Source organism: Methylobacterium ajmalii, from assembly GCF_016613415.1.
In the GTDB taxonomy this organism is placed as follows: Bacteria; Pseudomonadota; Alphaproteobacteria; order Rhizobiales; family Beijerinckiaceae; genus Methylobacterium; species Methylobacterium ajmalii.
In genome coordinates this window covers 20,853-39,323 of sequence record NZ_JACWCT010000056.1, presented here as the reverse complement: position 1 = coordinate 39,323, position 18,471 = coordinate 20,853, and the positions used below count along the sequence as shown (strand labels likewise).

Sequence of the window (18,471 nt, the reverse complement as noted above, 5' to 3'; positions counted from 1 at the left end):
GGTCCCCCGAAGCCGCCCGGACCGCCGAACCGGCCCGGCCCTTCGGCGCCCGGAATCCGCGTGTCGATCTCGCCGCGGCCCGGTTGCCCGCCCTCGCGTCCGCCGAACGGGCGCTCGCCGCCGGGACGCCCGTTCGGGCTCCCTTGCCCGCCGCCCGGCCGACCGGGCGATCCCTCCGGGCCGCCGCGACCCGGCCCACCCCGGCCGGGCTCCCCTCGTCCAGCCCGTCCCTGCCCGGGACCAGTCTGTCCGGCACCTTCGCCCTGCCCCCGTTCCCGCCCGGCCGGGTCGGGCCGCAGGCGCACGGCGTCGAGGTCGATCCGGCCGCCGCGGCCGGCGCGTCCGTCGAGGATCGCGAGCCCGCCGCCGGCCGGGACGAGGCCGCCGCGGCCCGCTACCGCGTAGCCGGCCCCGGTGCGGAAGCTCCCGCCCTCGCGCGCGACGTAGGCTTCGATCGAGAGGCGCCCGGCTTCCGGTCCGAACGGTTCGCTCGCCGGGACCGCCCGGGTCACCGCCAGCCGGCCGCCCGACAGGCTTCCCTCCGCCACCGCCCGGCCGCCGGCGAGCGCCGCATCCATCCCTGCAAGCGGCAGGTTGCCGATGCGCAGGGCCCCGGCGGGCCCGCGCCGCACCGGGCCGGCGACGAGATCGGGGGCGCCGCCCGCCGGGTCGATCCGGCTCGCCGCGATGCTGCCGTCCGGCCGTCGCAATCCGCTGACCGCGATCCGCTCGCCGACCCGCGGCCGCGGCATCTCGGGCGGCAGGCCGGCGGTGACGACCGTCTGGCCGAGCACGGTCAGCCGATCGGGCGCGGCGCGCTGGACCGGGCCGACCACCTCGTGGATCACCGCGATGCCGGCGGTGGCGAGCCCCGATTCTCCCCCGACCGCCAGCGTCCGCACGACCTGGCCGACCCGCAGATCCGCGACCCCGGCCGGGCGCCCGTCGATCGTCACCGGCACCTCGGGCGGGTAAGCGATGCGCAGGTCGTTGACGATGATGCTGCCGAAGCCCCGGATGGTGCCCACGACGCCGGTGCCCCCGATGCCGCGGTCGCCCTCCTCGTCGGGCCCCGGGCGGATGCCGGTGCCGCCGATGCCCTGGTCGAGGATCTTGTCGCCGGCCGCCCCCGCCGGCCCGGCCGCCGCCAGCCAGGCGACGCCGGAGACGAGGCGCAGCAGGCCGCGCCGGGACAGGGACGCGGAACGGGGCGGGTGTCGCAAGGGCCGGATCCTCACGGCGCACCGCTCTCCGGCGCCGGCGGGACCGGCCGCGGGGCGTCCTCGGTGTAGATGTAGATGCCGAAGTTCCAGCGCGCCTCGCCGCCGGGATCGGTCTCGCAGGCCGCGTGCGCCTCGCGGTTGGCCTGCTGCAGCGCCTCCATGGCAATCTCCCGCGCCCGCGCCTCGAGCCGCCGTGCCAGGGCCGGCGAGAGCCCGTCGTAATGCACGGCGCGCTCGAGGAAGCGCGGCTTCTCCTCCAGGATGTTGGCGACCGAGGCCGCGATGTGGTCGTGCAGGTTGCGGCCGAAATAGTAGAGCTGCTGGCTGCCGCCGCCGCTCGGCACGAAGGCGGCTTCGGCGAGCACGATGCGCTCGTCGGCGTCCAAGGTGACGAGGCCGCGGTCGAGCCACTCGTCCAGCACCGCGCGGGGGCGCAGGTCCCGGGTCACCGAGGCGACGAGGCTCTCGAAGGACGGCCCGCTCTCCGCCGCGCGCGGCAGCGGGCGCGGCCGGCCGTCGGTTTCGGTGAATTCGGGGGCGGCCACCCAGCGGGCGATGATGCGGCTGGTGCGCGAGACCGCCGCCGGTACCGCGCTCACCGGGGCCCCGGCCCCGCGCAGGCGGCGCACCTCCTTGCGGTGGATGCCGGTAAGCAGGCTGACCCGGCTGTCGGTCTGGTCCTTGCCGGGCAGCGCGAAATCGTACTCGGCGACGTTCACGTAGAGCTCGCGCAGGAGGTCCGTCAGCGCCGGGAACGTGATCCCGCAGCGCACGAACAGCCGCACCAGCGGGCGCAGCAGGCGGGCGAGCGGGGCCTGCAACGCGGCGGCGTCCGGCGGCACTCTGTGGGACGGCTCTGACATCCTCGCCGTTGTAGCGAAGCGGACGTGGGACACAATCCCACGACATCGTGCCGTCGACCGATTTTCGATTGACGTGGGAATTTTACCCACATAGAAAGTCGGCGTGGTCAGATTTCCCACGCCGGGAGCGGCCACCGGTTCAGCCGCAGGACGCTTGCATGGCCCCTCCCCGCCTCCTCCCGTGCCGCAGTGCCGGCCACGCACCGATCCGGCTCGACGCCGCCCGGCATCGCCGGCCCGCGCCGCGCCTGCCGGCCGCGATGCTGGTGCGCAGCCTCGTGCTGCTCGCCGGCCTCGGCCTGCCGGTCGCGGCAGCCACCCTCGCCGACCTCGCCCATCCGGCGCCCGCGCTTTCGCGGCCGCGCTGACGAAGGACCGCCTCCCATGCTCGAAGCCTTGCGCGGCGACCGGAGCCGCACCGCCCCCCTCGGCCGCGCTTTCCCGGCGCCGGAGATCGAGAGCGGCTACCCCGCCGCCCGCTCCCGCCGCACGCCGACCGACGGCGGCGATGCCGTGATCCTCGCCGCCCTCTGCCTCGTCATCGGCGGCGCGATCCTGCTGGTCGCCCTCCAGGCGGTCTGCATCGTCCAGAACCTCTGAGCGGGTTCGGACGGGCCGGCGCGGAGCCGGCCCGACGATCGAGAGCCCGGACGGTCCGCTGCCCCGGCTCGACTTCCCCGGCATCTCGCCGAAGACACACGCACGGCTTCCACGATGATCAGATCGACCGAAGCGCTCGGCCTCGCCGGCGCGCTCGCCCTCACGGCTTCCCTCACGGCCCCTCTGGCCGTCGCCACCCCGGCCCTCGCGGCGGACCTGCCGCGCCGGGCGGCCCCGCCGCCGGCCTTCACCGCCGTCCCGGTCTTCACCTGGACCGGGTTCCATGCCGGCGTGAATGCCGGTGCCGGGTTCGGCGGCGGGGGCGGCACCTTCACGGACGCCACCTACGGTACGGTGACGCCCGGCAGCCGCGACGCCGCCTTCGTCGGCGGCGGGCAGATCGGCTACGATTACCAGTTCACGCCGGGCTCGGGCTTCGTGATCGGAGCCGAGGCCGACATCCAGGGCACCACCTTCGGGCGGCCCCGCAGCGGGCTTGTCGGCACCACGACCTTCACCGATATCGGCCCGAGCCTCGACTGGTTCGGCACGGTGCGGGGCCGGATCGGCTACGCCTTCGACCGCTTCCTCGTCTACGGGACCGGCGGCTTCGCCTATGGTGGGGGCAGCACGCCGTCGACCGCCTCGTATTATACCGGTACGCTGCCGAGCACCTTCCGCACCGGCTGGACCGCCGGCGGCGGTGTCGAATACGCGATCAGCGAGCGGTTGAGCGCCCGGATCGAGGCGCTGTACGTCAGCCTCGACCGCAACGGCGGCAGCGGCGGCCTCGTCTACGACGCCGCCACCACCGCCTATTACGGGCTCGGCCGGCCCAAGACCGAGTTCGGCGTGGTGCGCGCCGGCCTGAACTACCGGTTCTCGACCGATTGACCCCAGCAGGCGCCGGTCGAGGAGTGCCGGGGACGATGCGCACGCATCGCCCCCGGTGCCTTTCGGCGCGCGCCTACTTGTCGAGGGCGTTCTCGATCGTGTCCTTGGCCTTGCCGCGCTCCTGCAGCGCCTGGCCGCGAAGCTTCTGCTCGCGTCCCTCGGCCTTCAGCGCCTCGTCCTCGGTCAGGTTGCCGACGCCGCGCTTGGCGCTGCCGACCGCCTCGTTGGCCAGCCCCTTCAGACGGTCGACCGCGCCCGCCGTCGTCGGCGTGTCGTCGGCGAGCGCCGGGCCGGCGGTCACGAGAACGAGACCCAGGAGGGCGCAACGGAGCGCCGGGATGCGGATGCTGCTCATGCGGGGATACCCGACGGTTTCAGGGGAGCGCGGTCATACCGGACGATCCCGTCCGGGCAATGGTCCGCCCATACCAGATCGCGCCGCCGGATACCGGTATCGAGCCGGTGTCCCGCCGCGGCCCGGCCCATCGTTCAGGCCTTCGCGTCGATGAGCTGGGCGATGCGGCGCAGGGCCAGCCCGTAGCCCTGCGTGCCCAGGCCCGCGATCACCCCGTCGGCGCGCAGCGAGACGTAGGAGTGGTGGCGGAAGGCCTCGCGCTTGTGCACGTTCGAGATGTGCACCTCGATCACCGGCGGATCGAAGGTGTTGAGCGCGTCGAGGATCGCCACCGAGGTGTGGGTGAAGGCCGCCGGGTTGATGACGAGGCCGCCGGCGGTCTCGCGCGCCTCGTGGATCCAGTCGATGATCTCGTATTCGCGGTTCGACTGGTGGAAGCGGATCTCTAGGCCCAGTTCGCCGGCGAGCGCCCGGCAGGAGGCCTCGACGTCGGCGAGCGTCTCGCTGCCGTAGATGTGCGGCTGGCGCTTGCCGAGCAGGTTCAGGTTCGGGCCGTTCAGCACGTAGACGAGGCGGCTCATGAGGGGGGCTCCGGAAGCCAGGGGGTGATCGCAAGGCCCCGTTTAGGCCCCCGCCCGTCCCCCGGCGTCAACCGTGGGCGGGGACGCGGCCAGAGCCGGACGGCATCGCCACGATAGGCGAACGGCATTGGCCCGCGGGGGAGCCCCGGGGCGATGATCCCTCTCGACCAGGGGGCACCCCGCCCCCTCCCACGAACGGATTATCGTCCGATGCGCAGCCTTCTCCTCGCCGGCGCCGTGCTCGCCACCCTGTCGACCTCCGCCCATGCCTGGACCCAGTCGCTCCTGCACCCCGAGGGCCGGGAGGCCGCGGTCGTCTCCGCGATGCCCGCGCCCCCGCGCTACACCGGCTACGACGATGGACGCTTGCGGGCGGCCCCGGTCCGGGCCCCGCGGGCCGTGCGCTCGACCGAGCCGTCCCGGCCCTCGGACCCGCCGGCCTGGCGCTCCTGCCCCTGGTGCTGACGCGCCGGCCCGCACGGCCGCGTTCCCGCCCCGCCCCCGCGGTGTTAGCCTTCGATCCGTCCCCGCGGCGCCGGGGCTCCCGGGTTGGAGGCTCGCAGCGGAGAGCGACAATGGAGATGCACCAGATCCGCTACTTCCTGGCCCTGTGCGAGGAGCACAACTTCACCCGCGCGGCCCAGGCCTGCCACGTCACCCAGCCCTCCCTCACCCGGGCGATCCACTTCCTGGAACAGGAACTGGGCGGGGCGCTGTTTCACCGCGAGCGGACCGGCACGCAGCTCTCCGAGCTGGGGCGTACGGTGCGGCCCTATCTGGAGGACGTCTACGCCAAGGCGCAGGCCGCGCAGGCCGAGGCCCGCGCCTTCGGCCGCCAGCGCCGCACCCGTCTGACGCTCGGGGTGATGTGCACGATCCAGCCCGACGCCCTGATCGGGCTGATCGGCGGCCTGCGGGCGCGGCATCCGGACCTCGAGCTCGACATCGTCGATGCGAGCGCGAGCGCCCTGGAGGAGCGCCTGCTCGCGGGCGGCCTCGAGGTCGCGCTCTACTGCCTGCCGGGCCGCGAGCCGGATGCACGCCTGCACCATCTCGCCCTGTTCCGCGAGCCGATGGTGATCGCGGTGGCGCCCGCCCACCCGCTGGCCGCCCTCGATGCGATCCGCCCCCGCGACCTCAACGGCCAGCACTACGTCCACCGCCTCAACTGCGAGTTCCGCGGCACCGTCGGCCCGGTCTGGGAGGCGCAGGGCTGCACCGATTGCGAGACGATCTACCGGAGCGAGCGCGACGACTGGATTCTCGCGATGATCGCCTCGGGCCTCGGCTTCGGCTTCATGCCGCGCTCCTGCGTGACCCATCCGGGCGTCGTCGCCCGTCCGCTCGTCGAGCCGGATTTCTGGCGCGAGGTTGCCCTCGTCACCGTCCGCGGCCGGCCGCACGCCCCGGCGGTCGGCGCGCTGCTGCGCGAGGCGATGCGGGCGGAGTGGTTCGGCGCCCCGGCGCTGGCGACCGAGCGCGAGCGGGCGCGGGACGGCGAGGGTTGAGGCCGGCAGCACCGAATTTCCGACTCAAGACTTGAGACAATCAAGACTTGCAGACCCTCCTACCTGGTCCTGAGGTGCCGCGCAGCAGATCGGCAGACACCTCAGGATGAGGTCGCGGGCGGGAACGGGCACTCAAATCAGTCGAACAGGCTTCCAGCGTCAGCCCGGGACCGCGCAACGGAACCCGGGACGACGAGGGAGTCGCGGCGTCGGCTTCATACGATCCCCTCGGATCATCTCTTCCGGTAGTACTGATCGATGCTGACCGCCCCCAGCAGCACCAGCCCCTTGATGACCTGCTGGTAGTCGATGCCGATGCCGAGGATCGACATGCCGTTGTTCATCACTCCCATGATCAGCGCGCCGACCACCGCGCCCGTCACCTTGCCGACGCCGCCCGAGGCCGAGGCGCCGCCGATGAAGCAGGCGGCGATGACGTCGAGCTCGAAGCCGAGGCCCGCCTTCGGGGTCGCGGTGTTGAGGCGGGCGGCGAAGATCAGGCCGGCCAGCGCGGCCAGCACCCCCATGTTGACGAAGGTGAGGAAGGTCAGGCGCTCGGTGTTGATCCCCGAGAGCTTCGCCGCCTTCTCGTTGCCGCCGAGCGCGTAGACCCGCCGGCCGATCACCGTGCGGCTGGTGACGAAGCGATAGAGGAGGATCAGCGCGAACATCACGATCAGCACGTTCGGCAGGCCGCGATAGGTGGCGAGCCAGGTGCTGAAGGCGACGATGACGGCGGCCACCACGGCGTTCTTGAGCGCGAAGGCGCCGATCGGCTCGGGCGTAAACCCCTGGCGCTGCTGGCCGAGGCGCCGGCGCAGGTTCGAGCCGACGAGGATGAGGGCGAGCGCCACGCCGACCAGCACCGAGGTGATGCGAAGTGCGCCGCCGGTGACGATGTCCGGGATGAAGCCGGAGCTGAGCTTCTGGAAATCGGGCGGGAACGGCCCGACCGACTGGCCGGCGAGCAGCGCCAGGGTGAGGCCCTTGAACACAAGCATGCCGGCCAGCGTCACGATGAAGGACGGGATGCGCAGGTAGGCCACCCACCACCCTTGCGCCGCGCCGATCAGCCCGCCGGCGACGAGGCACAGCAGCGTCGCCGGGAGCGGGTGCAGGCCCATCTGCACCATCAGCACCGCGGCGAGCGCGCCAATGAAGCCCGCGGTCGAGCCGACCGAGAGGTCGATGTGCCCGGCCACGATGACGAGCAGCATGCCCAGCGCCATCACCACGATGTAGCTGTTCTGCAGCACCAGGTTGGTGAGGTTGAGCGGGCGGAGCAGCGCCCCGTCGGTGAAGAACTGGAAGAAGAGCACGATGCCGACGAGGCACAGGATCATGCCGTAGTCGCGCAGCGAGCCCGAGAACGCCTTGGCGCTCAAGCCGGCGAGGGCGGGCGGGCGCGGAGCCTGGAGGGGGGTGGCGGTGTCGCTCATCGTTGGTCTTCAGCCTCCCGAGGTGACGATGGCCCGCATGATCGCCTCCTGCGAGGCCTCAGCCGCGGGCAGCTCGCCGACGATGCGGCCGCGGTTCATGACGAGGATGCGGTCGCACATGCCGAGCAGCTCCGGCATCTCCGACGAGATGATCAGCACGCCCTTCCCCTGGGCGGCGAGGTCGTTGATGATCGCGTAGATCTCGTACTTGGCGCCGACGTCGATGCCGCGGGTCGGTTCGTCGAGGATCAGCACGTCCGGGTCGGCAAAGAGCCACTTGCTCAGGACGACCTTCTGCTGGTTGCCGCCCGACAGGTTCACGGTCGCCTGGTCGATGCCCGACGAGCGGATGCGCAGGCGTTCGCGGTAGCGCTCGGCCACCGCCCGCTCGCGGTCCTCGTCGATCACCCCCTTGGCGGCGACCCCGGGCAAGTTGGCCAGCGACACGTTGGTGCGGATGTCCTCGTGCAGCACGAGGCCGTAGCCCTTGCGGTCCTCGGTGGCGTAGGCGAGGCCGGCCCGGATCGCCCTCTCGACGCTGCCGAGATCGGCGGGCTGGCCGTTGAGCCGGGCCTCCCCGGCGACGCGCTGGCCGTAGGCGCCGCCGAACAGGCTCATGGCGAACTCAGTCCGCCCGGCCCCCAGCAGCCCGGCCATGCCGACGACCTCGCCGCGGCGGACCGTCAGGCTCACGTCCTCGACCGCGAGGCGATCGGGATGGAGCGGGTGGCGCACGCTCCAGTTCCGCACCTCCAGCAGCGGCTCGCCGACGGCGACGCTCTCCCGCGGGGGATAGCGGTGGGCGAGGTCGCGCCCGACCATGCCCTTGATGATCCGGTCCTCGTTCAGCCTGCCGTCCGGGCCCAGCATCGCCTCCCGGGGCAGGGTCTCGACGCTGGTGCCGTCGCGCAGGATCGTCACGCTGTCGGCGACGCGGGCGATCTCGTTGAGCTTGTGCGAGATCAGAATCGAGGTGATGCCCTGCTGGCGGAAGGCTTCCAGCAGGGTGAGGAGCGCGGCGCTGTCGCTTTCGTTGAGCGAGGCGGTCGGCTCGTCGAGGATCAGGAGCCGCACCTTCTTCGACAGCGCCTTGGCGATCTCGACGAGCTGCTGCTTGCCGACGCCGAGATGCGTCACCAGCGTCTCGGGCGCCTCGTCGAGGCCGACCCGGGCGAGCAGCTCGCGGGTGCGCGCCATGGCGAGCGGCCAGTCGATCAGGCCGAAGCGCGACGCCGCCTCGTTGCCGAGGAAGATGTTTTCCGCGATCGACAGGAGCGGCACCAGGGCGAGCTCCTGGTGGATGATGATGATGCCGAGCGCCTCGCTGTCGGGGATGCCCGAGAAGCGCCGCTCCTCGCCGTCGAACAGGATGCTGCCGTCGTAGGAGCCGGCGGGATAGACCCCGCTCAGCACCTTCATCAGGGTCGATTTCCCGGCCCCGTTCTCGCCGCAGACGGCGTGGATCTCGCCGGCGCGGACGGCGAGGTTGACGGTGTCGAGCGCCTTGACGCCCGGGAACGCCTTGGTGATGCCGCGCATCTCCAGGATCGGAGAGGCGCTCGGCACCGCGCGCGGAGCCGGGGACGCCGCCATCACTTGACCTGCTGGGCCTTGTAGTAGCCGCTGTCGACCAGCACCTTCTGCCAGTTGTCCTTGTCGACCGTCACGGGCTTCAGCAGATAGGACGGCACCACCTTGACGCCGTTGTTGTAGGTCTTGGTGTCGTTGACCTGGACCTCTCCGCCGGACGAGATCGCCGCGACCATGTCGCTCGTGACCTTGGCGAGCTCGCGGGTGTCCTTGAACACCGTCATGCTCTGGTCGCCGCGGACGATCGCCTTGACGGAGGGGATCTCGGCATCCTGGCCGGTGATGATCGGCATCTTCTGGTCGGGCGAGCCGTAGCCGACGCCCTTCAGCGACGAGATGATGCCGATCGAGATGCCGTCATACGGCGACAGGACCGCGTCGAGGCGCTTGTTGCCGTAGAAGGCCGACAGCAGGTTGTCCATCCTGGCCTGGGCCGCCGCGCCGTCCCAGCGCAGGGTCGAGACCTTGTCCATCCCGAGCTGCTTGCTCGGCACGGTCAGCTTGCCGGAATCGATGTAGGGTTTGAGCACCGACATCGCGCCGTCGTAGAAGAAGTAGGCGTTGTTGTCGTCGGGCGAGCCGCCGAACAGCTCGACGGTGAACGGCCCCTTGCCGTCCTTGAGGCCGAGCTTGTCGACGATGTAGCTGCCCTGCAGCACGCCGACCTGGAAGTTGTCGAAGGTGGCGTAGTAGTCCACGTTCTTCGAGCCGCGGATCAGGCGATCGTAGGCGATGACCTTGATGCCGCGCTCGCTCGCCTGCTGCAGCACGTCCGACAGGGTGGTGCCGTCGATCGCGGCGATCACCAGCACCTTGGCGCCCGTCGCGATCATGTTCTCGATCTGCGACAGCTGGTTGGGGATCTCGTCCTCGGCGTATTGCAGGTCGGCGGTGTAGCCCTTGTCCTTGAGCGCCTGGACCAGGCCCTGGCCGTCGGCGATCCAGCGCGCCGAGGACTTGGTCGGCATCGAGACGCCGATCTTGCCCTTCTGCTGGGCGGCAGCCGGGGTTGCGAGCATCGCGGCAGCCATCAGGGCTCCGCCGACGAGAGCGACGAACGACTTCATGGTTCCTCCCAAATCCCCGCATCTTGGGTGCGCGGGGCTGCCGGTGAGTGGTGCCCGGCAGGATTGCGGCCTGCTCATCTGCCGGGGTCGGTGTTTCCGTATTGTGGCCGACGGGTGGGAGCGGCCTGATACTTCCGCCGGGGGATGTCTGGGGCCGTCCGGGGACAGGAATAGCGCGGGTTTCCCCCTCCCCCCTCTGCGGGGGAGGGAGAAACCCGCGCTAGGACTGGCTCCCGGCGTGCCTGCGGGAGCCTCCCCTCACACCCATCCGCCATCCACGACGTAATGCTGGTTGGTGCAGGCCCCCGCCTCCTCCGAAGCGAGGAACACGGCAAAGCGCGCGACGTCTGCCGGCACAAGCTTGCGCTTGAGGCACTGGCGGGCGTTGATCTCGGCGTCCGATTCCGGCGTCACCCACAGCGCCAGCTGGCGCTCGGTCATGATCCAGCCCGGCGCCAGCGCGTTGACCCGGATGTTGAAGGGGCCGAAATCGCGGGCGAGCGAGCGGGTGAGGCCGATCACCCCGGACTTGCAGGCGGTGTAGGCGGCCATGCCGCCCTGCCCGATCATCCACGACACCGAGCCGAAATTCACGATCGCGCCGCCGCCCTTCGCCTTCATGTCGGGCAGGACGGCTTGGGCGGCGAAGAACTGGTGCTTGAGGTTCACGGCGATGCGGCCGTCCCAGTAGGCTTCCGTCACCTCCTCGGTGGCGTGGCGCTCGTCGTGGGCGGCGTTGTTCATCAGCACGTCGACCGGGCCGAACCGGTCTCGGATGCGACCGATCGCGCTTTTTAGCGCCGGAATGTCGGTGACGTCCGCGTGCTCGAAGGCGACCGACAGGCCGTCCCCCTCCAGCTCGGCGGCGAGCGCCTGCGACGGCTCGTCCGCGATGTCCAGGAAGCCGACCCGGGCCTTCTGCCGGGCGAAGTGCCGGACCAGCTCCGCCCCGATCCCGGAGCCGCCGCCCGTCACCACCACGACCTTGCCCGCAAGGTCCGGATAGATTGCCGCCACCGCTTCCTCCCTCGAAGCCCGTCGGTCCGCTCGACGCGCTGTAAATCATTTAATATGACTATTGCAGCGGTCCGGCCCTTATCGCGGATTCATGACGCGTGGGCAAGAGGCCGGAATCCACCGGGAGGGCGCAACCTTGGATGGGAGCGAGGCCGCGGCGATTTCGCGCAAGAGGTTTCCCGGGGCAGCTGCCGCGGGCCGGGTCGGGGGCCCGGGTCACGCCCGGATCGCCCGGGCGCTCGGCACCGGCATCGTCGCCGGGGATTTTTCCGAGGGCGCGGTGCTGCCGGGGGAGCCCGTCCTGCTGGCGCGGTTCGGCGTGTCGCGCACGGTCCTGCGCGAGGCGATCAAGACCCTGTCGGCCAAGGGCCTGATCGAGACCCGGACCCGTGTCGGCACCCGTGTGCGCGAGCGGGCGGCCTGGAACCTGTTCGACCGCGACGTGCTGGCCTGGACGATCGAGGGCGGCATCGACGCGCGCTTCCTGCGCGACCTCGCCGAGATCCGCCTCGCGGTCGAGCCGGCGGCGGCCGCGCTGGCGGCGGAGCGCCGAACGCTCGCCGATCTCGACCGGCTCGACGCCTGCGTGACGGACATGCGGGCCGCGGCCGGGCTCGATCCGGCCTTCGCGCGGGCCGATCTCGCCTTCCACCTCGCCCTGGCGGACGCCTCCGGCAACGTCTTCATGCACTCGGTCGGTGCGGTGACCGAGGCGGCGCTCGCCGTGCTGTTTCAGCTCAGCCGGCCCACCGACCCGCACGAACACGCCGTCGCCTGGCGGGCGCACGCGGCGATCGCGGCGGCGATCCGGGCCGGCGACCCGCCCGCCGCCGCCGCGGCGACCGAGGTGGTGGTGCGCGACGGCCTGCGCAACAGCGCGGCGGCGGTGGAGAGGGCGCCGGCCGCGCCCTACCCTTAAGGGACGATCCACCGGCCACGACCCGGCCCCCGTCAGGATGCCCGAATGCGCGACAGAGCCCCCGTCCCCGTCGGCACGATGCCGGACGGCAGCCCGATCCTGGAGGCGCGGCTAGCCGGCGAGGGGCTGGAGGTCGCGGTCCTGAGCCTCGGCGCCGTGATCCGCCGCCTCGACGTCCACGGCCGCCCGGTGGTGCTCGGCCGCGACGATCCCCACGACTACGTGGAGAAGACCCCGCAATGCGGCGCCGTCGTCGGGCGCTTCGCCAACCGGATCGCCGGCGGACGCTTCACCCTCGACGGGGTGACCCACGCGCTGCCCCGCAACGAGGCGGGCCGCACCCACCTGCATGGCGGAGCGCAGGGCTTCTCGCGCCGGAACTGGAGCTTTGCCGAGGTGGGCCCGCGCAGCCTGACCCTGACCTACCGGTCGGCCGACGGCGAGGAAGGCTACCCGGGGGCGCTCACGGTGGCGTGCACCTACGCCATCGTCGCGCCCGGCACCCTGCGCCTCACGCTGACGGCGGCCACCACCGAGCCGACGATCGTCAACCTGACGAACCACAGCTACTTCAACCTGACGCTGCCGCCCGGCGGCCATCCCGCCCCGCTGATCGACGATCACGTGATCGAGATCCCGGCCGAGGCCTACCTGCCGGTCGACGAGGCCCAGATCCCGACCGGCGCGGTCGCCCCGGTCGCCGGCACCCGGTTCGACCTGCGCCGCGCGACGCGGATCGGCGACCGGGCCTTCGACCATGCCTTCGTGCTCGGGCGTCAATCCGCCGCCGAACCGCGCCCCGTCGGCCGGGTCACGGCGCCGGGCAACGACCTCGCGCTCACGGTGCTGGCCACCGCGCCGGCGGTGCAGTTCTACGACGGCACCCACCTCGCCAAGGCTGGCCTGGGTTTCGCTGCCCGCAGCGGGCTCTGCCTCGAGCCCGAGGCCTTTCCCGACGCGCCGAACCATCCGGGCTTCCCGAGCGCGGTGGTGCGCCCCGGCGAGACCTACCGCGAGATCATCGAGTACCGCTTCACGAAGGAGACCGCCCGATGAGCGGCTGGGCCGGCATCTTCTGCGACCGCGCCTGCATCCTCGGCGAGGGGCCGGTGGCGCATCCCGGCCTCGGCCGGCTCTACTGGCTCGACATCCTCGGCAAGCACCTGTGCGAGCGGCCGTTCTCGGGTGGTGCCACCACCCTGCACGACCTGCCGGTGATGGCCTCGATGGTGGCGCGGGTCGACGACGCCACCCTGCTGCTCGGCGCCGAGGACGGACTCTACCTGCGCGACATCGACAGCGGGCGGATGCGCCTCCTCGCGGCGCTGGAGGCCGACCGGCCCGAGACCCGCTCGAACGACGGCCGGGTCCACCCTTGCGGCGCCCTGTGGCTCGGCACGATGGGCCGGGAGGCGCAGGCCGGCTACGGCGCGATCCACTGGTTCTTCCGCGGCGCGGTGCGGACCCTGTTCACCGGCCTCACCATCCCGAACGCCATCGCGTTCGCGGCCGACGGCACGCACGCGATCTTCGCCGATTCGGAGGCCGGCACGATCTGGCGCGTCGCCACCGATCCGGCGACCGGGCTGCCGGCCGGCGACCGACAGGTCTTCGTCCAGGTTCCCGCCTCCGAGGGCGCGCCGGACGGCGCGGTGATCGACGCCGAGGGCCTGGTCTGGAACGCCCGCTGGGGTGCGGCCAGCCTCGACGCCTACGCCCCCGACGGCACGCGGGTGCGCAGCATCGCGATGCCGGCCCGCCAGGTGACCTGCCCGGCCTTCATCGGGCCCGACGCCGATACCCTGGTGGTGACCTCCGCCACCGAGGGACTCGACCCCGACCGCACCGACGACCGCTTCGCCGGGCGCACCTTCACGGTGCCGGTGAAGGTGAAGGGGCGGTTCGAGCCCGTGGTGCGGGTGGAGTAGGCTCCGCGCATGGCTCACCGCATCCTGATCACCGGCGCCAGCATCGCCGGCACCACCGCGGCCTGGTGGCTCGGCCGCGCCGGGTTCGACGTGACGGTGGTCGAGCGCGCGCCCGCCTTCCGCGACGGCGGCCAGAACGTCGACATCCGCGGCGTCGGCCGCCGGGTCCTGCGCGAGATGGGGCTGGAGCGGGCGGCGCTCGATCGCGGCACCGGCGAGGAGGGCACCGCCTGGATCGATGCGGACGGCAGGCCGCGGGCGCGCTTCATGACCGGGCAGATCGAGGGCGACGGCCCGACCGCCGAGATGGAGATCCTGCGCGGCGACCTCGCCCGCCTGCTCTTCGAGGCGGCCCGACCCCACGCCGCCTTCCGGTTCGGCACCGTGGTCGAGCGCATCGACGACGGCGCGGATGCCGCGACCGTCACCTTCGCGGGCGGGCAGACGGGCGCCTACGACGCCGTGGTCGTCGCCGAGGGCGTCGGCTCCTCGACCCGCGAGCGGGTGTTTCCGGGCGAGAACGACCCGCGTTGGATGGACCTGACCCTCGCGTACCTCACGATTCCCCGCACCCCGGACGACGACCGGCTCTGGCGCTGGTACAACGCGCCCGGCGGCCGCAGCCTGTCGCTGCGCCCCGACCGGCACGGCACCACCCGGGCGATGCTGGCGGTCCACGGCCCGCTCGCCGAGGCGCAGGGCTGGGACCGCGACCGCCAGAAGATTTTTCTGCGCGAGCGCTTCCGCGATGCCGGCTGGCAGGCGCCGCGGGTGCTGGCGGCCCTCGACGACACCGACGACCTCTATTTCGACGTGCTGCGCCAGGTGCGGATGCCGCGCTGGTCACGCGGCCGCGTCGCCCTCACCGGCGACGCCGCCTGGTGCGTCACGCCGCTCGCCGGCATCGGCGCCACGCTGGCGGTCACCGGGGCGCGGGTGCTCGCGGGCGAGCTTACCCGCACCGACGACGTCCGGGCCGCCTTCACGGCCTACGAGCGGGCGATGCGCCCGATGGTCGAAGGCGCGCAGGGCGTACCCAAGATCGCGCCGCGGCTGATGCATCCGCGAACCCGGCTCGGCATCCGCGCGCTGCACGCGGCCCTATGGACGGCGAGCCGGCCGGCGTTTCGCCGGGTGGCGGGCAAGCTGTTCGGCGCGCGCGCGGCGGAGCCCGACCTGTCGCAGTACGAGGACGGGATCGCGGCTCGCAAGCATCTGTGATCCGGGCGGAGACGCTCCGGCGGATCTCGCACCGATGCCGACCGCGGACGCATCGATCCCCGGATCTCTCCTTCGGGCTCCCTGAATCGCCCCCCGTGACGAAATCGGGGACGGAGGGCACTCGGGCTCGCAAGGTTCTTCATGCCGGCCGGTCGCTCAACCGCCGTGGAACACCGCGTAGCTCTCCACCGGCTCCCGCTCCGCCCGCAACGCATTCACCGGCTCGTCCGGGTCGGCGAACCCCAGCGCCATCCCGCACACCACCGTCTCGCTCTGCGGGATGCCGAGCTCTCCCCGCACCACCCCCGGATAGCTCGCGATCGCCGCCTGCGGGCAGGTGTCGAAGCCGCGCCCGCGGGCGGCCAGCATCAGGGTCTGGAGGAACATGCCGTAATCGAGCCAGCTGCCCTGCTCCAGGTCGCGGTCGATGGTGAAGACGAGGCCGACGGGAGCGCCGAAGAACGTGAAGTTGCGGCCCAACTGGCGCCTGGCGCCCGCCTTGTCGCCCTTCTCGATGCCGGCGAGCCCGTAGAGCTGCCAGCCGAGGCTCCGGCGCCGGCCGAGATACGGCTCGCGCCAGGTCACGGGGTAATACTCGTATTCTCGCGCCTCCGGCACGTCGCTCTCATGCGCCGCCGAGAGCGCGGCGGTCAGGCGCGCGAGGGCGGCGCCGGTGACGACGTGGACCTTCCAGGGCTGGATGTTGCTGCCGCTCGGGGCCCGGCCGGCGAGCGCCAGGAGATCGCGGATCGTCGCCGTCGGCACCGGATCGGGGAGGAATCCCCGGACGCTGCGCCGGCTGGCGATCGCCGCGTCCACGGCGTTGGATTCGGTCATGCGGGCCTCCCTGGAGGGCCAGTCTAGGCCGGTCCCGCTCCCGCGCCAGCCGTGGCGCGAACGCGACCGATCCGGCATGGTGCCGGACCGATTCCAGGACCCGACTGCCCGTGATCACCGATCCCCGCTCGCACGGCCTCTGGGCGCGTACCGCCCCGCCGGCTCCCGACACGACGCCGTTGCGCGGCGAGGCGACCGCCGACGTGGCGGTGGTGGGGGCGGGCTATACCGGCCTGTCGGCGGCCCTGCACCTCGCGCAAGGCGGCGCCCGGGTAGTGGTGCTCGAGGGCGAGACCGTCGGCTTCGGCGGCTCGGGGCGCAATGTCGGCCTCGTCAACGCGGGCCTGTGGGTGAAGCCCGACCTCGTGCCCGCCGCCCTCGGCACCGAGCGCGGCGAGCGGCTGCTCGCGCTCCTCGGTACCGCGCCGCGCCGGGTGTTCGATCTCGTCGCCCGGCACGGCATCGCCTGCGAGGCGGAAGGGGCCGGCACCCTGCATTGCGCGGTCGGCCGGAAGGGCCTGGCCGATCTCGCGGACCGGGCCCGGCAATGGCAGGACCGCGGCGCGCCGGTTCGCCTCCTCGACGCGGACGAGGCGACCCGCCTCACCGGCACGCGGGCCTACGCGGGGGCGCTCCTCGACGAGCGCGCCGGCACGATCCAGCCGCTCGCCTATGCGCGGGGCCTCGCCCGGGCGGCGATCGACGCGGGCGCGGTCGTCCATACCGGCAGCCCGGTCGTCGGCGTGACCGAGATCGGCCCGCGCTGGCACCTCGCGACGCCGGAGGGCCGCGTGACCGCCGACTGGGTGATCGTCGCCACCAACGCCTACACGCGCGCGCCCTGGCCGGAGATCCGGGCCGAGATCGCCCACCTGCCCTACTTCAACATCGCGACCGCCCCCTTGAGCGACAACCTGCGCGGCACGATCCTGCCCGGGCGCCAGGGCGCCTGGGACACCAAGCCGGTCCTGACCTCGTTCCGCCTCGACGCCGCCGGGCGGCTGGTGATCGGCAGCGTCGGTGCGCTACGCGGCACCGGGGCGGGGATCCACCGGGCCTGGGCCCGGCGCACAATGAGGGCGCTGTTTCCGCAGGCCGCTGACATGCCGTTCGAGGCCGAATGGTACGGCCGGATCGGCATGACGGCGGACGCCCTGCCGCGCTTCCACCGGCTCGCCCGCAACGTGGTGAGCTTCAGCGGCTATAACGGCCGCGGCATCGCCCCCGGCACCGCCTTCGGCGCGGTGCTCGCCGACCTCGTGGCCGGCCGGATTACGGAAGCCGACCTGCCGCTCCCGGTGACCGACCCGGCGCCGATCGGGTTCCGGGCCGTCCGGGAGATCGCCTACGAGGTCGGCGCCCAGGCCGTGCACCTCGCCGAGGCGCGGGGTCCGGCCTCGGGGTGACGCGCCCGGGCCGTCGGGTTCAAGTCCCGAACCGCTCGGCCCGGCCGTGCGGCGCGTCGTAGTCGAGCACCGGCCCGAGCGGGACGATCCCGGTCGGGTTGATGGTGGCGTGGCTCTCGTAATAGTGCCGCTTGATGTGGGTGAGGTTCACCGTCGGGGCGATGCCGGGGGTCTGGTAGAGGTCGCGCAGGTAGGGCGCGAGATTCGGGTAATCGGCGATCCGCCGCAGGTTGCACTTGAAGTGGCCGACATAGACCGGATCGAACCGCACCAGCGTGGTGAACAGCCGGATGTCGGCCTCGGTCAGCCGGGCGCCGACGAGGTAGCGCGAGCGGTCGAGGCGAGCGTCGAGGGCGTCGAGTTCCGTGAACAACGCCGTCGCGGCCTCCTGGTAGGCCTCCTGCGTCGTCGCGAAGCCCGCCTTGTAGACGCCGTTGTTGACCCGGTCGTAGACCCGGGCATTCACGTCGTCGATCTCGGCGCGCAGGTCCTGCGGGTAGAGGTCCGGCCCGCCCGGGAAGGCGGCGCCCAGCATCCGGACGATCTCGGCCGATTCGTTCGACACGATCGTGCCCCGGACCTTGTCCCACAACACCGGTACGGTGACCCGGCCGGAATAGTGCGGGTCGGCCTTGAGGTAGACCTCGTAGAGGCGCGTCGCCCCGTTCACGGTATCGGGGGTCGCCCCCGGGCTCTCGCCGAACACCCAGCCCTCGGACCCCATCAGCGGATCGACCACCGAGACCGAGATCGCGTCATCGAGCCCCTTGAGCGTCCGCACGATCAGGGTGCGGTGCGCCCACGGGCAGGCGAGCGAGACGTAGAGGTGGTAGCGCCCGGGCTCGGCCGGGAAGCCGCCCTCCCCGCTCGGCCCCGGCGCGCCGTCCGACGTGACCCAGTTGCGGAAGGCCGCGTCCTTGCGCACGAAGCGCCCGCCGGTCTCCTTGGTGTCGTACCATTGGTCGTGCCAGACGCCGTCGACCAGAAGCCCCATCGTGCCCTCCTCGCCCGTCCCACCGAAGG

At 72.4% G+C, this 18,471-nt stretch carries 20 protein-coding genes; 10 read left to right on the top strand and 10 right to left on the bottom strand.

All coding sequences use genetic code 11. The features are described from left to right. Together HPY23_RS33540 and HPY23_RS10205 are read right to left on the bottom strand one after the other, a co-directional pair. The coding region (locus HPY23_RS33540) for a DUF5666 domain-containing protein (protein WP_200649602.1) at window positions 1-1,223 on the bottom strand (1,223 nt) is incomplete at its 3' end. Window positions 1,224-1,234: 11 nt separating this feature from the next. Continuing rightward, complete coding sequence (locus HPY23_RS10205) at window positions 1,235-2,086, bottom strand: DUF6502 family protein (protein WP_060846415.1); 852 nt, start codon at window positions 2,084-2,086, stop codon at window positions 1,235-1,237. A gap of 158 nt (window positions 2,087-2,244) precedes the next feature. Between HPY23_RS10205 and HPY23_RS10200 the strand changes: the two genes are divergently transcribed. From HPY23_RS10200 to HPY23_RS10190, 3 genes are all read left to right on the top strand, one after another. Then, entirely contained in the window at window positions 2,245-2,454 is a 210-nt protein-coding gene (locus HPY23_RS10200; protein ID WP_091886715.1) for a hypothetical protein, read from the top strand. Between the two features lie 16 nt (window positions 2,455-2,470). After that, complete coding sequence (locus tag HPY23_RS10195; protein ID WP_060846417.1) at window positions 2,471-2,686, top strand: immunoglobulin domain-containing protein; 216 nt, start codon at window positions 2,471-2,473, stop codon at window positions 2,684-2,686. A 114-nt stretch (window positions 2,687-2,800) separates the two neighbouring features. After that, on the top strand, window positions 2,801-3,580 hold the full coding sequence (locus HPY23_RS10190; protein WP_091886718.1) for an outer membrane protein: 780 nt from the start codon (window positions 2,801-2,803) through the stop codon (window positions 3,578-3,580). Window positions 3,581-3,653: 73 nt separating this feature from the next. On the opposite strand, the gene HPY23_RS33830 is transcribed toward HPY23_RS10190, so the two are convergent. Next, a complete protein-coding gene (locus HPY23_RS33830; RefSeq protein WP_091886721.1) occupies window positions 3,654-3,935 on the bottom strand; it encodes a CsbD family protein in 282 nt (93 codons plus the stop codon). Window positions 3,936-4,069: 134 nt separating this feature from the next. Then, window positions 4,070-4,516 carry a type II 3-dehydroquinate dehydratase gene (aroQ, locus tag HPY23_RS10180; protein WP_200646682.1) on the bottom strand — a complete coding sequence of 149 codons (447 nt, stop codon included), beginning with the start codon at window positions 4,514-4,516 and terminating at the stop codon, window positions 4,070-4,072. Between the two features lie 210 nt (window positions 4,517-4,726). Between aroQ and HPY23_RS10175 the strand changes: the two genes are divergently transcribed. Both HPY23_RS10175 and HPY23_RS10170 read left to right on the top strand, forming a co-directional pair. Beyond that, window positions 4,727-4,981: a hypothetical protein gene (locus tag HPY23_RS10175; RefSeq protein ID WP_091889536.1), complete on the top strand. Its 255-nt coding sequence runs from the start codon at window positions 4,727-4,729 to the stop codon at window positions 4,979-4,981. A gap of 110 nt (window positions 4,982-5,091) precedes the next feature. Beyond that, window positions 5,092-6,024, top strand: a complete 933-nt coding sequence (locus HPY23_RS10170) for a LysR family transcriptional regulator (RefSeq protein WP_091889534.1) — start codon at window positions 5,092-5,094, stop codon at window positions 6,022-6,024. 233 nt (window positions 6,025-6,257) lie between these two features. On the opposite strand, the gene mmsB is transcribed toward HPY23_RS10170, so the two are convergent. The 4 genes from mmsB to HPY23_RS10150 form a co-directional block, all read right to left on the bottom strand. Further along, window positions 6,258-7,367, bottom strand: a complete 1,110-nt coding sequence (gene mmsB, locus HPY23_RS10165) for a multiple monosaccharide ABC transporter permease (RefSeq protein ID WP_236012692.1) — start codon at window positions 7,365-7,367, stop codon at window positions 6,258-6,260. Between the two features lie 105 nt (window positions 7,368-7,472). Next, window positions 7,473-9,056, bottom strand: a complete 1,584-nt coding sequence (gene mmsA, locus HPY23_RS10160) for a multiple monosaccharide ABC transporter ATP-binding protein (RefSeq protein ID WP_091889532.1) — start codon at window positions 9,054-9,056, stop codon at window positions 7,473-7,475. Further along, window positions 9,056-10,120, bottom strand: coding sequence for a multiple monosaccharide ABC transporter substrate-binding protein (chvE, locus tag HPY23_RS10155; RefSeq protein WP_060846421.1), 1,065 nt, complete (start codon window positions 10,118-10,120; stop codon window positions 9,056-9,058). Before chvE ends, mmsA begins: the two co-directional genes overlap by 1 nt. A 258-nt stretch (window positions 10,121-10,378) precedes the next feature. Next, the gene (locus HPY23_RS10150; RefSeq protein WP_091889531.1) at window positions 10,379-11,137 is read right to left on the bottom strand and encodes an SDR family NAD(P)-dependent oxidoreductase; all 759 of its coding nucleotides are present in this window, start codon (window positions 11,135-11,137) and stop codon (window positions 10,379-10,381) included. 136 nt (window positions 11,138-11,273) lie between these two features. Here HPY23_RS10150 and HPY23_RS10145 point away from each other — a divergent pair, with 136 nt between their 5' ends. From HPY23_RS10145 to HPY23_RS10130, 4 genes are read left to right on the top strand one after another with little or no spacing between them, the layout of a single operon-like run. Then, window positions 11,274-12,056: a FadR/GntR family transcriptional regulator gene (locus HPY23_RS10145; protein ID WP_236012689.1), complete on the top strand. Its 783-nt coding sequence runs from the start codon at window positions 11,274-11,276 to the stop codon at window positions 12,054-12,056. A 45-nt stretch (window positions 12,057-12,101) separates the two neighbouring features. Then, window positions 12,102-13,112 carry an aldose epimerase family protein gene (locus tag HPY23_RS10140; RefSeq protein ID WP_091889528.1) on the top strand — a complete coding sequence of 337 codons (1,011 nt, stop codon included), beginning with the start codon at window positions 12,102-12,104 and terminating at the stop codon, window positions 13,110-13,112. Further along, window positions 13,109-13,984 (top strand): SMP-30/gluconolactonase/LRE family protein, encoded by an 876-nt coding sequence (locus tag HPY23_RS10135; protein WP_091889526.1) that lies wholly within the window; start codon window positions 13,109-13,111, stop codon window positions 13,982-13,984. The genes HPY23_RS10140 and HPY23_RS10135 overlap by 4 nt, the downstream gene beginning before the upstream one ends. 9 nt (window positions 13,985-13,993) lie before the next feature. Beyond that, window positions 13,994-15,205, top strand: a complete 1,212-nt coding sequence (locus HPY23_RS10130; protein ID WP_091889524.1) for an FAD-dependent monooxygenase — start codon at window positions 13,994-13,996, stop codon at window positions 15,203-15,205. Between the two features lie 156 nt (window positions 15,206-15,361). Here the strand turns inward: HPY23_RS10130 and HPY23_RS10125 are convergent, their stop codons facing one another. Continuing rightward, window positions 15,362-16,042, bottom strand: a complete 681-nt coding sequence (locus HPY23_RS10125; protein ID WP_091889522.1) for a nitroreductase — start codon at window positions 16,040-16,042, stop codon at window positions 15,362-15,364. 110 nt (window positions 16,043-16,152) lie between these two features. On the opposite strand from HPY23_RS10125, the gene HPY23_RS10120 reads away from it, so the two are divergent. Further along, window positions 16,153-17,448 (top strand): NAD(P)/FAD-dependent oxidoreductase, encoded by a 1,296-nt coding sequence (locus HPY23_RS10120; RefSeq protein WP_091889520.1) that lies wholly within the window; start codon window positions 16,153-16,155, stop codon window positions 17,446-17,448. Between the two features lie 19 nt (window positions 17,449-17,467). Here HPY23_RS10120 and HPY23_RS10115 read toward each other — a convergent pair whose 3' ends face one another. After that, the gene (locus HPY23_RS10115; RefSeq protein ID WP_091889518.1) at window positions 17,468-18,442 is read right to left on the bottom strand and encodes a glutathione S-transferase family protein; all 975 of its coding nucleotides are present in this window, start codon (window positions 18,440-18,442) and stop codon (window positions 17,468-17,470) included. Window positions 18,443-18,471 lie beyond the last annotated feature (29 nt).

Excerpts from the sequence above, each read along its gene's own strand:
- HPY23_RS10205 (WP_060846415.1), bottom strand. The coding sequence starts at position 2,086 with ATGTCAGAGCCGTCCCACAGAGTGCCGCCGGACGCCGCCGCGTTGCAG.
- HPY23_RS10200 (WP_091886715.1), top strand. The coding sequence starts at position 2,245 with ATGGCCCCTCCCCGCCTCCTCCCGTGCCGCAGTGCCGGCCACGCACCG.
- HPY23_RS10195 (WP_060846417.1), top strand. The coding sequence starts at position 2,471 with ATGCTCGAAGCCTTGCGCGGCGACCGGAGCCGCACCGCCCCCCTCGGC.
- HPY23_RS10190 (WP_091886718.1), top strand. The coding sequence starts at position 2,801 with ATGATCAGATCGACCGAAGCGCTCGGCCTCGCCGGCGCGCTCGCCCTC.
- HPY23_RS33830 (WP_091886721.1), bottom strand. The coding sequence starts at position 3,935 with ATGAGCAGCATCCGCATCCCGGCGCTCCGTTGCGCCCTCCTGGGTCTC.
- aroQ (WP_200646682.1), bottom strand. The coding sequence starts at position 4,516 with ATGAGCCGCCTCGTCTACGTGCTGAACGGCCCGAACCTGAACCTGCTC.
- HPY23_RS10175 (WP_091889536.1), top strand. The coding sequence starts at position 4,727 with ATGCGCAGCCTTCTCCTCGCCGGCGCCGTGCTCGCCACCCTGTCGACC.
- HPY23_RS10170 (WP_091889534.1), top strand. The coding sequence starts at position 5,092 with ATGGAGATGCACCAGATCCGCTACTTCCTGGCCCTGTGCGAGGAGCAC.
- mmsB (WP_236012692.1), bottom strand. The coding sequence starts at position 7,367 with ATGATCCTGTGCCTCGTCGGCATCGTGCTCTTCTTCCAGTTCTTCACC.
- mmsA (WP_091889532.1), bottom strand. The coding sequence starts at position 9,056 with ATGGCGGCGTCCCCGGCTCCGCGCGCGGTGCCGAGCGCCTCTCCGATC.
- chvE (WP_060846421.1), bottom strand. The coding sequence starts at position 10,120 with ATGAAGTCGTTCGTCGCTCTCGTCGGCGGAGCCCTGATGGCTGCCGCG.
- HPY23_RS10140 (WP_091889528.1), top strand. The coding sequence starts at position 12,102 with ATGCGCGACAGAGCCCCCGTCCCCGTCGGCACGATGCCGGACGGCAGC.
- HPY23_RS10135 (WP_091889526.1), top strand. The coding sequence starts at position 13,109 with ATGAGCGGCTGGGCCGGCATCTTCTGCGACCGCGCCTGCATCCTCGGC.
- HPY23_RS10130 (WP_091889524.1), top strand. The coding sequence starts at position 13,994 with ATGGCTCACCGCATCCTGATCACCGGCGCCAGCATCGCCGGCACCACC.
- HPY23_RS10125 (WP_091889522.1), bottom strand. The coding sequence starts at position 16,042 with ATGACCGAATCCAACGCCGTGGACGCGGCGATCGCCAGCCGGCGCAGC.
- HPY23_RS10115 (WP_091889518.1), bottom strand. The coding sequence starts at position 18,442 with ATGGGGCTTCTGGTCGACGGCGTCTGGCACGACCAATGGTACGACACC.